The 14610-nt window shown below is 33.7% G+C and carries 13 protein-coding genes; all 13 read right to left on the reverse strand.

Annotated features, from left to right (window positions below):
• Window positions 1-8: 8 nt before the first annotated feature.
• Window positions 9-605, reverse strand: coding sequence for an acyltransferase (locus KFE94_03115; protein UTW67121.1), 597 nt, complete (start codon window positions 603-605; stop codon window positions 9-11).
• Window positions 602-2089: a hypothetical protein gene (locus KFE94_03120; protein ID UTW67122.1), complete on the reverse strand. Its 1488-nt coding sequence runs from the start codon at window positions 2087-2089 to the stop codon at window positions 602-604. The genes KFE94_03115 and KFE94_03120 overlap by 4 nt, the downstream gene beginning before the upstream one ends.
• A 2-nt stretch (window positions 2090-2091) precedes the next feature.
• Complete coding sequence (locus tag KFE94_03125; protein UTW67123.1) at window positions 2092-3564, reverse strand: O-antigen translocase; 1473 nt, start codon at window positions 3562-3564, stop codon at window positions 2092-2094.
• Between the two features lie 2 nt (window positions 3565-3566).
• Entirely contained in the window at window positions 3567-4664 is a 1098-nt protein-coding gene (locus KFE94_03130) for a DegT/DnrJ/EryC1/StrS family aminotransferase (GenBank protein ID UTW67124.1), read from the reverse strand.
• Entirely contained in the window at window positions 4657-5850 is a 1194-nt protein-coding gene (locus KFE94_03135) for a hypothetical protein (GenBank protein ID UTW67125.1), read from the reverse strand. The genes KFE94_03130 and KFE94_03135 overlap by 8 nt, the downstream gene beginning before the upstream one ends.
• Complete coding sequence (locus tag KFE94_03140; protein UTW67126.1) at window positions 5847-6257, reverse strand: WxcM-like domain-containing protein; 411 nt, start codon at window positions 6255-6257, stop codon at window positions 5847-5849. Before KFE94_03140 ends, KFE94_03135 begins: the two co-directional genes overlap by 4 nt.
• Window positions 6247-6657 (reverse strand): WxcM-like domain-containing protein, encoded by a 411-nt coding sequence (locus KFE94_03145; protein UTW67127.1) that lies wholly within the window; start codon window positions 6655-6657, stop codon window positions 6247-6249. The genes KFE94_03140 and KFE94_03145 overlap by 11 nt, the downstream gene beginning before the upstream one ends.
• The gene (rfbA, locus tag KFE94_03150; protein ID UTW67128.1) at window positions 6654-7523 is read right to left on the reverse strand and encodes a glucose-1-phosphate thymidylyltransferase RfbA; all 870 of its coding nucleotides are present in this window, start codon (window positions 7521-7523) and stop codon (window positions 6654-6656) included. The genes KFE94_03145 and rfbA overlap by 4 nt, the downstream gene beginning before the upstream one ends.
• A 3-nt stretch (window positions 7524-7526) precedes the next feature.
• Complete coding sequence (gene rfbB, locus KFE94_03155; protein ID UTW67129.1) at window positions 7527-8579, reverse strand: dTDP-glucose 4,6-dehydratase; 1053 nt, start codon at window positions 8577-8579, stop codon at window positions 7527-7529.
• A gap of 2 nt (window positions 8580-8581) precedes the next feature.
• On the reverse strand, window positions 8582-9868 hold the full coding sequence (locus KFE94_03160; GenBank protein UTW67130.1) for a nucleotide sugar dehydrogenase: 1287 nt from the start codon (window positions 9866-9868) through the stop codon (window positions 8582-8584).
• A 175-nt stretch (window positions 9869-10043) separates the two neighbouring features.
• Window positions 10044-11180, reverse strand: coding sequence for a DegT/DnrJ/EryC1/StrS family aminotransferase (locus KFE94_03165; protein ID UTW67131.1), 1137 nt, complete (start codon window positions 11178-11180; stop codon window positions 10044-10046).
• 26 nt (window positions 11181-11206) lie between these two features.
• Complete coding sequence (locus KFE94_03170; GenBank protein ID UTW67132.1) at window positions 11207-13654, reverse strand: polysaccharide biosynthesis tyrosine autokinase; 2448 nt, start codon at window positions 13652-13654, stop codon at window positions 11207-11209.
• Between the two features lie 3 nt (window positions 13655-13657).
• Window positions 13658-14458: a polysaccharide biosynthesis/export family protein gene (locus KFE94_03175; protein UTW67133.1), complete on the reverse strand. Its 801-nt coding sequence runs from the start codon at window positions 14456-14458 to the stop codon at window positions 13658-13660.
• Window positions 14459-14610: the final 152 nt, after the last annotated feature.

Here is a 14610-nt window from a genome sequence, read left to right on the forward strand (position 1 = left end):
TTATAAATTTAAGTTATTGATTTAATATATTTTGCAGGGTTTCCACCCCAAATTTCATTTTCTGGTATTTTACCTTTAACAACAGATCCAGCACCAATAATGCTATTCTTTCCTATTACAGACCCTTTGAGTACGATTACATTACAACCCAAAAAAGCATTTTCTTCGATTATTACAGGAGCTGTTTTTATTTTTTCATCTTCTATTTTAAGCCTTTCTTTCCATTTTAATGAATGGAAATCTGTATCATATATCTGACAACCACCACCTATCATAGCCCCTGATTTAATATGAATACTTTTCTGAGAAAAAATAACCGAATTACTAATGGCTACATTATCATCAATCTTAATATTTCCTCCTGGAGAACAATAAATTGAAGTATTAGAACCGCCTCCAACCGGGTTAGATTTATTACTAGAAGTTAGTATATTTTGTTTCCCTAAAGCAATCTTCCCTCTATTCAAAACATTAATACGCCCAGCCACCTTTGGAAACCTTGAATAGTCGACACCCTCAACACTAAATATCAGCCAATTAATCAAAATGCTGTATAATTTAAAAATCAGCCCAGTAATTTTATTTAATATTTTTGAAATGATCATCTCAATTTACTTAAAACTACTCGTGGGATTTGAAGGGCTGCCATAAATATTCCTTCTATTGAAATTCGACTTTTTAATTGCCTAACTTCCTCAATAAAAAACCTTCTGTTAAACATATTTTCGAACTGCAAATATAAATCTAATAATTCCTTTCTATCCCATGAAAAACCCTCAATATCATTAATTTCATACCCTAAATTTCCATCTCGGAATCTATCCATGTTTTCTTGAAAACTTTTTTTATCGGGAAAAGAGTAATATAATTTCTTAAGGATACCTATTTGCCCTTTGGTCAATCCCTCCTTACTAAAACGATTAAGTTGAGTCACAAAGCTTTTCACATTTAAACTATCAAAATCATCCCCACTTAAATAAACCTCTTTAGTTCCATAAATTCCTTTTAACTTCTGAGTGGAAACCCGAAAAACTGGTTTGAAATTTCTGATTGCAATTTGTCTCATTAACCCACCACCAAATGGAAATGTATCTATTAGACAATCAACTTGTTCCAAAACTTTATCCAAATCTTTTTGATAACCAAGAAACTTCACACGATCTAATAATTCTTGTTTTTTGAAATATTCTTTAATTTCTTCTTGGCCTCCAATAGTTGCTATCCAAATACTTAATTTAGGAATACTATTTAATGACTGAGTCAAAGCATCAAGTAACCCTTCTGCACCTGGATATAAAATTTTAAGTCTATTTCCCGAAACTAACGCGATCGTCTTACCATCAGTTACTCTAGGTGTATATAACCATTTACTTTCTTCACTTTTTTGTTCTCCAACTCCAATCGGATAAAATGGTACTAACCCCAAACTTGACTCTTTGATTTTACGAAATCTACTAGATGAATAAACTCCTCCCATTTGAAACTCTGTAAATTTCTCAACCAGATCAGTTCCTAACCAAAAACTATGTGAATTATGCACTATGTAGAGTCCCGTCATTTTTTTAAACAAACTCAATGCTGCATATCCTTCAACATGATCAGGAGCTAGATGAATCCATATTTCGGACGGATTATAATCTTTGATTACTCCTGCCAGGTCCTTTATCTGTGCAACCCCTTCAGAAGCAATTGTAACATTTTCCTTTGTTTTAGATAAAATTCTTTTTCCTCTTTGAGATGCCTGATTATCAGTAGTTACGTATAAATAGTCTTCACCTCTGTCAATTAGGTAATCGAGATATTGCTCAGTTAGTGCTCCATTATCAACCGTTTGAGAACTAAAAAATAGAATCCCTTTTTTCTCAGTTTCTTTTTCCGAGAGGTTAACAACTTTATTTCCTAACTTTAATAAACCCGCTTCGATTTCAAGATCAACAAAATCTTCTAAAATAGGAAACCGTCTAGCCAAAGAACATGCATAATTTGCGTGAACCAAAGCAGTTTCAAAACTATTTTTTTCCAATTGATTAAGAAAAGCCCTCTTATGTTTTTGAAATCTCTTAAGAACCAGTTCTTCCGTTACCAACATAGTTACAATATTTTTTTCTTAATAAGGTTTGTTATGTCCAGTCTCTTATTTAATTCGTTGTAAGACATAATAATTGAAACTAAAAAAATGATCCCTCCAAAAATATATTTAGTCCAATCAGATATTAAAAAATGAACTAAAACAATTCCGGTGACCAGAGATAACTGAATCAACAACATTCTTATAAAACTATTCGAAAATGAAAAGTCAATTTTCCTTCGAATAATAATGTATACTTGAATACCATAAATAATGTATGTGACCAGTATGGCTAATCCCAGACCAGAGAGTCCAAAAAAGTAATATCCTAATAAACTAGATACAAAAAAGTATATATTATAAACCAGTTCATTCCAGAAAAAAGCTTTGCTCTCTCCAGTTGCCAAAAAGACATAAGCCAACGCCCAGCTCACACCTTTTAACATCGTTCCGAGTGCAGCCCACACAACCATATTAGTTACTGATAAAAAATCAGAAGAATATAAAATGCTAATTCCAAAATGAACGAATAAAATTAATCCGCCCAATATAGGTGTCAACATTATAGAAGTTATTTCAGCTTGCTGATTAACCAATAATATCATTTGCGACTTATCATTATTAGCTGCCGATAACCTCGGAAAATAATCAGTACTCATAGCAGAAAATACAAGTCCTACATATGAATTCACAATAGTGAACCCTGCCGTAAAAAGGCCAACATCATCTAACCCGCCATCACTCCTCATATAAATCCGAATCCCATACGCTACAACCATATTTAATATACCCGAAACAGATATCGCCATTCCAAGTTGTAACAAAGGCTTAGAATTCTTTATCAATTCATTTGAATCTAGTCTAACTCTTTTTATTTTTAGCTTTTTGAAAAAAGGTATCGTTACAAAATACCCCACAATTGATGACAATATCATACTTGGGACAACACCATCAAGTCCATACCAGTAATATAATGGAACAGACACACATAGACCTAAAAAGCTCCCAAAAAGAGTTGACAATGCCAGATATGACAATTTTCGAGAACCTTGAAAAATTGCCTTGTTCCCAACCAATAATTGATTTACCAATAAAGTGATTGATAGCAATCTTAAACCCGTATTAAAATCACTATTACCAAAAGTTAGCTTCCCAATTGGCTCAGCAAAAATTAGTAAAAGTAAAGCTCCAAAAATTCCAGTTACCCAAACTACTCGCCTAATTATTCCAACTGTCTTATAAAAATCTTCTTTATCATCAGAAACATAAGCTTGTGAAATCTCCTTAACCGCACTCGTACCAATACCAAAGTTGGTTAGATTCGTTATTAAACTGATCGTGGTATTTAATAATCCGACTAAACCGAAACCTACAGGCCCTAGTAAAACCGCCATTACTTTAGATTTCGCTATCTGAATTATTATTTGAAATACCTGTACTCCACCAAATAAAGTTGTCCCTTTGAGAATATCAGAGTATCCCTTACTTTTATTCAAAATCAATAATTGTTAATAGTATCTACTACCAATTCCAACTCATCTTTACTCAAGACCCCACTCATTGGTAAACTTAAGACTTCATTGTGTAGTTTTTCTGTTAAAGGATAGCTTTGATCTTTATAATTACTATACGCTTTTTGTTTATGTGGTGGTATTGGATAGTGAATAATAGTACTCACCTTATGATCCAACAGATATTTTTGAAATTCTTCTCTGTTTGATATTCGAATAACAAATAAATGCCAAACGTGACCTACTTCACTCAATACTGTAGGCAACACAAGCTTTTCATTATTAATATTTGTCAGATAAAAGTTTGCCACGCTTCTTCTTGCATCAATATCATCTTTTAGGTATTTCAATTTCACATTAAGAAATGCAGCTTGCATTTCGTCCATTCTAGAATTATATCCCTGGTACATATTTTCATATTTAACATGCGATCCATAATTCCTTAAAGCCGAAATTACATTCATCAATTCCTTGTCATTCGAAGTTACCGCTCCAGCATCACCGAGCGCTCCTAAGTTTTTACCTGGGTAAAAACTATGCCCTGTAACATCTCCTATACCACCTGATATTTTTCCATTCCACTCGGCACCATGTGACTGGGCACCATCTTCAACCACCTTCAGTCCATATTTCTCCGCAAGAGCTAACATGTTATGATCTATGGATATTTGTCCATATAAATGAACAGCTAAAATTGCCTTAGTTTTTGAAGTAATTTTTTCCTCAATTTTAGCACTATTAAGATTGTAGGTACTTTCGTTAGGTTCTACAAATACTGGTATCAAATTATTATCCGTAACAGCCAATACCGAAGCGATATAAGTATTTGCAGGAACAATAACCTCGTCTCCATGATTCATTACTCCCATCTCAATATAAGCCCTAAAAATCAGACGTAAAGCATCTAAACCATTCGCCACACCCAAAGCATATTGAGTATTACAAAATTTGGCATAGTCAGACTCAAATTGATTCAACTCTTCTCCTAATAAATACCACCCTGAATCAATTACTCTATTTGCTGCTTCCTTTAATTCCTGGTGATATTGTGCATTTACTTTCTGTAAATCCAAAAATTTAACCATTGTTCAATACTTTATTTATACCATTAAAATGTTGGTTATTTGGATCAAGATAATCTAAAACTGAAAGTCCTTTCCAATCTTTTTTATCAATACCAACTCCCAGTTTAATAAGCCTTTCTATCATTTTTAGATCACCACTAATCTCTGCATACGATTTAGCATACATTAAGACTGTAGTGCCTTTAAAATTCTCACTATTAACGTCTGCCCCATTTTGCAACAAATATTCAAACAAATCCAAATATCCGTTATACGCAGCTATTATAATGGCATTCCACCCTTTTTTGTTTCTGAAATTCACATCGTCAATAAACGAAATCATATTCTTAATACCATCCAAATCATTCTTCTCAACTAATTTGATGAATTTCAAATAGTAATCTTTAAACAATCGAATATTATAATCAATTGTTGAAATTTCGAAATACTCATCCGTCTCTTCGAAAATCGTTCCTGGCTTAAATACACTAGCAACATTTGTCATTTCACTTTTGGCTATTTCCCATCCTTTATAACTAACCAACTGATAATCTCTAAAACTAAATGCTCTAATAAAATTATGCACTTGATATGCACATTGCTGAAAGTTGATTTTAATATTTGAGAAATCAATGGTCGTTCTGGAGTAATAAGAAGCTCCCTCACAAGGTTGCTTTTGGGATGTTTCCGTCCCATTTAAAAGACTTGGTAAATTTGCTTTAAACAAATCAAAACTTTTGTCCAAAAACGCTTGATACAAATCCCGACTATTCATGTCCAAAGAAATTGGAATACGCTCTTGCGAAATGATCTCTCCTGTATCAATTCCACGATCAATTCTATGTAAAGTTACTCCTGTAAACTCCTCACCATATAAAATTGGTAATACCGCAGTAAACATTCCCTTGTAGCTTGGCAACATAGAAAAATGAACGTTATATAATCTTTTCGTAGCAAATAACTTTGGTTTAATAATCTGATCAAACTCTAACGACAAAAATAATAAGTCTCTAATGCCATATAAATCTTTAAGCTCTAGAATCGGCAGGTTTCTATTTTGAGCTTCAAACTTTAAAGATGGTTGCCAGTCTGGAATTCCTGAATCAGTCCTATTAGCAACAACTACTAATTCTTCATTTGGGTAGTTTTCATGAATATAGATTAGCGCATTCACCGCTATTTCATTTTTTCCCGCAATACAAATCATTTTTGAGCTTTAAAGTCTTTATAATCTCTAATATAATCACTTTCTGTATATACCTCAGAAGCCAACACCATACAAATTGATCCTGAAGAAAAGTTCTCTAACTCACGCCATAAACCCGGTACAATATGCAAAGCAAGATTCGGTCTATTAAGAGTCACTCTTTTTTTATTGGTTCCATCATCTAGAACAACATCAAAACTTCCACTCGCAGCAATTATAAATTGTTCTAACTCTAAATGTCCATGTCCCCCTCTTGATTCTCCTCCTGGCACATCATATAAGTAATATATTCGTCTAACATCAAATGGAATATTATTTCCATTCTCAACAACCGTTATATTTCCTGAATCGTTATGGACCTTGCCTATATCGATTATCGAACAATCAAAAACTTTATTATCCTTCATCGTTAAATTTTATCCCCTTAAACTCATCAAAATCTCTAATATAATCACTCTCCTTAAATGGAATCGAAGACACAATTAATGCTAAAGAGTTTGTAGAAAAATTTTCTAATCTTCTCCACAACATATTAGGCACATATACCCCGTAATACGAACGGTTCAATGCAAACCTCATTTCTTTATCACCATCATTTAATACTACATCGAAACTTCCGGATAATGCAATGATAAATTCATGAGATTCTTTAAACGCATGACTCCCTCTTATTTCTCCTCCTGGAACATCATAAATCCAATAAGCTCTTCTTATTTCAAATGGAATTTGATTTTGATTTTCAAAAAAGCTAAGATTCCCTCTTCTATCCTTAATCTTAGGCAATTCAATTATATATGGCTTACTCATGAAATAACTCGCTTAATGTAAGAGTAATATTCACTTTTTTTGTTCTCAACGAGTTGGACTACCTCATCAGTTGTCAACCAACCTTTTCTCCAGGAAATTTCTTCCAAACAAGCAATTTTTAACCCTTGTCTTTTTTCAATGGCATGTACAAATTGTGTAGCTTCACTCAAGGCCTCATGAGTACCAGTATCCAGCCAGGCAAAACCTCTACCCAATAACTCAATTGATAGTTGCTTTTCATCAAGGTACATTTGATTTAGTGTAGTGATCTCCAACTCACCTCTATCCGAGGGTCTTACTTCTTTAGCCATTTGAGATACTCCCGATGGATAAAAATATAATCCTACGACTGCATAATTAGATTTAGGGTTCTGCGGTTTTTCCTCAATCGAAATCACTTCTCCTTTATCATCAAATTCTGCTACCCCATACCTTTCCGGATCCTGAACCTGATAACCAAATACCACCGCTTTTCTATCTTCTTCAACCTTTCTCTTAGCTTCTCTAAGAATACTCGTAAATCCTTGACCGTAAAATAAATTATCCCCCAAAACAAGGCAAACATCATCATTTCCAATGAAATTTTCTCCCAATAAAAAAGCTTGTGCCAAACCATCAGGGCTCGGTTGTTCAATATAACTTAGCTTTAAACCGAATCTACTTCCATCTCCTAGTAACTTCTCAAATATCGGTAAATCCGTAGGAGTAGAAATTATTAATATCTCACTTATATCCGCCAGCATTAATGTTGCCAGAGGATAATAAATCATTGGTTTATCATGAACTGGCAATAATTGCTTTGATATCGTTTCGGTTAATGGATGTAATCGAGTACCTGAACCACCCGCAAGAATAATACCTTTCATAAATTATCTGTTTAAATACATTTCATCATAATATTTCTGGTAATCACCTGATGTGATATTGTCCATCCATTCCTGATGGTCCATATACCAGTTTATGGTTTTCTCGATTCCTTCTTCAAATTGTAATGATGGTTCCCAACCTAATTCGGACATCAGTTTAGAGGAGTCAATCGCATATCTTAAATCATGACCTGCACGATCTTTCACAAAAGTGATCAGCTTTTCTGAAGTGCCTGTTTCTCGGCCTAGCCTTTTATCCATGGCTTTACAAATTACTTTGATCAGCTCAATATTGGTCCATTCGTTTTCCCCTCCAATATTATAAGTCTCTCCATCAACTCCTTTATGGAATATGACATCAATAGCACGGGCATGATCAATCACAAATAACCAGTCTCTGACATTTTCACCTTTACCGTATACTGGTAAAGGTTTGTTGTTTCTAATGTTATTAATGAATAACGGAATCAGTTTTTCGGGAAATTGATTCGGACCGTAATTATTAGAACAGTTGGAAATAACCGTTGGCATTCCATAAGTATCATGATAGGCTCTCACAAAATGATCTGAGCTTGCTTTAGAAGCTGAGTATGGGCTATGTGGATCGTAAGCTGTAGTTTCTAAAAACATCCCTGTTTCGCCAAGTGAACCATATACTTCATCGGTAGAAACGTGATAGAATAATTTGTTTTCAAAGTTATTGTTCCAAATATGCTTAGCAGCATTCAGTAGGTTAACCGTACCTACCACATTGGTCATTACAAACTCAATTGGATTTGAAATGGAACGATCTACATGACTTTCTGCAGCCAAATGAATTACTGCATCAAACTGGTGCTCTTCAAAAATAGATTGAATAAAACTAGCATCAACGATATCCCCTTTAATGAAGGTATAGTTAGAAGCATCTTCTATATCTCTGATGTTTTCCAGGTTCCCCGCATAAGTAAGTTTATCCAGATTATAGATATGATAATTGGGGTAATTCTGAACAAATAGTCTGACAACATGACTACCGATAAAACCTGCTCCTCCTGTTATTAGAATTTTTTGCATATTTATAATCTCCCATCAATTTTGTTAATATCTAAAACCCCCTTGGTATCAAAGACTATTGCTTTATCATCTTTCAAGGACTCCATATCTAATCTCAAAAACTCTTCATGAGAAACAGCTAAAATAACAGCTCCATATTTTTTATCAGGTAATTCATTACTAATTTCAAGACTATACTCCTCCATCACTTCACTTTTATCAGCCCATGGGTCATATATATCCACATTACATTCAAAACCTTTTAATTCATCAACAATATCTACAACCCTGGTATTTCTAATATCAGGACAATTCTCTTTAAAAGTAACTCCCAGAATCAAAATATCAGCTCCTTTAATCACATGTCCTTTACCAATCATTAATTTAACAACTTTATTTGCTACAAACATCCCCATATTATCGTTAACCCTTCTACCAGATAAAATTACTTGGGGGTGATAGCCCAGGGCTTCAGCTTTATGAGCTAAATAATATGGATCTACTCCAATACAATGCCCTCCAACAAGACCTGGCTGATATTTAAGAAAATTCCATTTAGTCCCCGCAGCTTTCAAGACATCATGCGTATCAATACCAACACGATCAAAAATTAGAGCCAATTCATTGACAAAGCTGATATTTAAATCTCTTTGAGCATTCTCAATTGCTTTACTAGCCTCCGCCACTTTCATATTAGGGGCCTTATGAGTTCCTGCTTCAATGATCACATTGTACAAGTCATCTACCTCGTCAGCAGTTTGAGGTGTTGAACCTGACGTAACTTTAACTATTTTAGTTAGAGTATTCACTTTATCTCCCGGATTTATTCTTTCTGGAGAATAACCACAGAAAAAATCTTTATTAAAAGTTAAACCTGAACTTTTCTCTAACTGCGGCACACATTCTTCCTCTGTACAACCAGGATAAACAGTAGATTCGTATATCACAACATCCTCAATATTCAAATGTTTACCCACCATTAAAGATGCATTCCTTAATGGGGATAAATCAGGTGCATTAAATTGATCAATTGGTGTTGGCACAGTTACTATGATTATATTACATGAATCCAAGTCATTTTCATCAAATGAAAACTCAATTCCATTGCTACTTCCATTTTTTTGCGCTTCAATTAACATTTGAAGGTCATCAATATTAGCTTCTAATGTACTATCCTCACCTTTTTGCAATTCTAAAATACGGGCCTCATTAATATCAAAACCAACCACTTTAAAATGCTTTGCAAACTCAATTGCCAGAGGTAATCCAACGTAGCCTTGACCGATTACCGCAATTTTTTTATTTTTCATTATATATATCGTTAGATTCGTTCAATCAATTTATTCAGTCCCTCTTAAATTATTCTTCTCGGAACCGTTTCAAATGTAGTAAATGGTTATAAATAAGTATTAAGAATTACGTTCTTTTTATATGCAGGAATTAATTATTCATCACTCAATAATCTCATTATTTTGTATCATATATTTAATCCTTTAATAAATCCAAAAGCACGTTACACACATACTCGACATCTTGCTTATCTAATGTGGGATGAATTGGCAGACTTATCATTCTTTCCTGTACTCTCTTTGTATTACTCAAAGGTTCAATCACTTCTTCCATAAACGGCTTCTGCTCATGTATGCTTTTGGGATAATACAACTTTGCCGGCACACCTCTTTGGTTTAGCTCATTCAATACTTGATCCCTATCCGCATTAATTAAAATGGTAAACTGATGAAAAACATGTTCTGCATAATCTGGCACTATTGGTAAGCTTATTTTTTCGTTCACTCCTAAAAGCTCCTTATACCATTCTGCAACAATCTTTCTTTTTATATTCCACTGATCCAAACATCTAAATTTCACCAATAGGACTGAAGCCTGCAAAGTATCCAATCTACTATTTAACCCTATTATTTCATGTTGATACTTTGAAACTTGCCCATGATTAGCAATCATTCTTACTTTTTCCAATAAGTCTTCATCCTTTGTGACAATAGCCCCACCATCACCAAAACATCCTAAATTTTTAGATGGGAAAAATGAAATGCATCCGATGTCACCTATCGTAGATAAGTATCTTTTCCTTCTTGTTTCAACATCGATATAGCGCGACCCTATTGCTTGAGCAGCATCTTCAATAACATAAATACCTTTACTTTTAGCAATATCTAAAATCCCCTTCATATCACAAGCCAAACCGTATATATGAACAGGCATTATAACTTTTGTTCTCTCAGTTACCTTAGACATCAAATCCCCAACATCAACAGTATAAGTTTTGAGATCAATATCAACAAAAACTGGTTTTGCACCTACCCTAAGTATCGCCTCAACACTAGCGAAATAACTAAATGATGGTACAATCACTTCATCCCCCGCACCCACATCTAAAGCTAACAAACTAATTAACAACGCATCAGAACCGTTAGCAACTCCTAACACCTTAGCACCAAGATAATCCCCCAACTCTTTCTCAAAAGTTTTCACCTCAGGCCCATTAATAAACCTTTGATGCTGTAAGACATTACCAATTGCCAAATCCAACTCGGCTTTTATCGGATCATGCAATGCTTTTAGATCAACATCGTAAATTGGCCTAGATGGGTGAGTACTCATATATCACATTTTTTTAAAACCTTATGTTATATTATTTTCTTCCACCAAGGAAGGTTCAACTCATCCTCATCATAATAACCATAACCGTATCCATAACTATATCCGTAGTTATAACCATAACCGTAGTTATAACCATAACCATATGCAGTATGAACTACATCATTAAATACAATAGATATATTTTTAACGTTATTTGAATTATACTGATCATTAATAATCGTAAGTAAATCCTTATGAGTATAATTCTGTCGGGTAAGGTATAATGTGGCATCTGCATATTTCATGAGCTCTAGCGCATCTGAAACCAATGCAATTGGTGGTGTGTCCAAAATAATATAATCATACTCTTTTTTTAACTTTTCGAATAGCTCAGGCAACAAAGAACTCAACAACAACTCACTTGGATTTGGAGGTACTGGCCCAGCAGTAATGAAATCTAAATTATCAATTTGAGTACTCGTAACAATATCATCAATTCCCGTTTGCCCTGACAGGTAGTTGCTCAAACCTAAATCATTACTTAATTTAAAATCATTAAATATTTTAGGTTTCCTCATATCTAAACCTATAATTACAGTCTTTGCTCCACTTATTGAGATAATTGACGCCAGATTCATTGCACAGAATGTCTTTCCCTCGCCTCCAATGGAAGACGTCACCAAAATCATTTTTGATGTCCCCAGACTTGTGGACTGCTTAAACAAAAAATTGAGATTGGTTCTAATAATCCTAAAGCTTTCTGCCACAGCCGACTTCAGTCCATTTTCAATAACAATATTACTTGAGCCAGAAGAATGTCCAATTGTTCCAATAATTGGAATTCTCGTAATTTTTTCAAGTTCTTTCCTAGACGAAATTTTTGTATTAAAGAAATCCCTAATGATAACAAATGTTGCAGGTATCAATATCCCCACAATTAAACCTATCATATAGTTCAAAGATTTTTTAGGTTTAATTGGCATATCGAAATAATCTTGAGCTCTATCAATAACTTGTAAATCAGGCAAATTACCAGCCATTGACAATTCTGCTTCAGCTCTTTTTTCTACTAAAAAATCATATTGCCTACTACTCAACTCATATTTCCTTCTAATATTTATAAGCGATTGCTCAGTTCCTGGTAATGATGATAGTTTAACTCTCATATCTGCAATTCGACCATCCAATTCCTTTTGCTTAATTGAAGTCGCCTGAATCAAATTACCTACATTTTCTTTTAAACTGTTTTTAGTAAGTAGGATTTCACTTTTTATCTGTTCTAAAGCTGGGTTTTCCAGCTTTAGCGAATACATCATTCTGTTTTTCTTGATACTAAGTTCAACCAAATTATTAACTAAAGTCACCAACACAGGATCCTCAACTCCAACTACCGAAGGTGTCATTAATGAACTAAAATCATCCCCATCTCTAAGATAAGAAAGAAGATAAGTATAGTATTTCTCTTCAAGAATCAACTCAGCTTTATTTTGCTCCAGATTAAGAAACTTGGTATATAGTTCGCTAGCTTGCGAGCCTAAATCCATTACTTCATGCTCTACTCTAAAATTCTGCAATTCCAATTCTACTATTCTTAGAGTATCAATAACACTTTGTATTTGCATATCCACGAATTTTATCGTGTTCTCCGCGAGTTTATTTTTCTCTTCTAACTCATACTCCGCCAATAAATCAATTGATGTATTTAGGTAGGCAATTATTTTAGACTTATTATCACCAACCATTGATACATTCAACAGAGACCCGCCCTCAGACTCGTGAGTAACATTTATGTTATTCACATAACTATCAACAATGGACTTCGGGGATTGGAATTGAAAAAACCAATTTGTATTCTCATCAATACCAACGAATTCTTCATTCCAAACAATCTTAAATCTACAAGCTTCATTTTCTACCCACTCACCAACTTTATAATTTTCTTTAAACTTAGCACCTTTTACAGTATAAGATTTACCATTTGAAAACTCTATTACATTATAATGCGCAGGTTGTTCAAACTTTAAAGTGAATTGTTTTTGATCGTTTGAAAAATCGATATCAAATGGAATATTTAAGATTTGAGGATGTGTTTTATCGAATTCTACTTTGAAAGGTGACTGACCATACCTTGTAAACATCTTAATTCTTCCAGTAGAATAGTATTCTACTTCCAAATTAAGTCTATCGATCACCTTTATATTATGATTTCTTGATTTAAGTATTGCTATATGAGACTGGATTAACTCACTGGCTCCTCCCCACTTAAACATCAAATTTACACTTGAGCCTGCTAACGGGTTCTCACTTTCTTTAATATTAACCAAGGTAGACAACTTATATACTTCGGTTGAATATCTATTTACCAACCAAGAAATAAAACTGGTCACCACAATTGCTATTAAAAACAACTTCCAGTGTGACAACAATTTAAACAGAATATCTTTAAAATCTACCTCTTCTAGTTCATGAGCCTTATTCTCATTAATACTTTGCATAAACTATCTTAAATTACTAAATGATACAATTATTAAAAGTGTGGAAGATATTAACGACAAAATTAGTGCTGTAGATTGTGCAGCATTTGTCCCAACTCCCCATGATTTTGCAGGTAAAGGCTCTACATATATCACATCATTTGGTTGAATAAAATAATAGGGGGTATGTATTAGATTACGATCCAATAAATTAATCTTATGGATTTTTGTTCCCTCAGGATACTGTCTTATTATCTTTACATCTGATCTGGATGCAACCATATCCAAATCACCCGCTAAGGCAATCGCCTCGAAAATAGTAGCCTGATTTTGTAAAATTGTGTACTTTCCTGGTCGTTTAAATTCTCCAAGAGCTGAAAATCGGATCCCTCCAAGTTTTAACACTAAATAATATTTCGAAAAATACTTACGAACATGTAAATCGACTTCTCTTTTAGCTTCTTCCAATGTTTTATCTAGAATGTTCACTTTACCAATAATCGGTAAACTAACGTACCCACTATCATCAATACTATATCCTGTGATATAGTACAAATCTCCTAAATTCGCTGTCTGCGCAGCACTACTCGCAACGGAAACATTATTAGAATTAAATAGTTTATTAACCTTTTCATCCAATGAAACAATTTTTACATCCACAATATCATTAACCTGCAACTTATAATCCACACGTTCGTATAAAAAAACCGAATCACCTTCATTATTCTCCGATTGAAGATAAACCATCTTCTTTTTAGGCACACACGAAGCGAACCACATGATCAGCCCTAAAAATATAACCAGTCTTACAACGATCGAACGCATATCCACTTTAATTAAATTGTTAATTCCAAATATTGCAAAGCGCACAAATGTAAAGGAATAGTTTATATAATATATTATCAGAATATAACTAAAACTCATGCCTTTTCCTTAATTTTCAACAAACATTAAATAAAACTTTTTTTGAGCAACTC

It is taken from the genome of bacterium SCSIO 12643, assembly GCA_024398135.1.
GTDB lineage: Bacteria > Bacteroidota > Bacteroidia > Flavobacteriales_G > Salibacteraceae > CAJXZP01.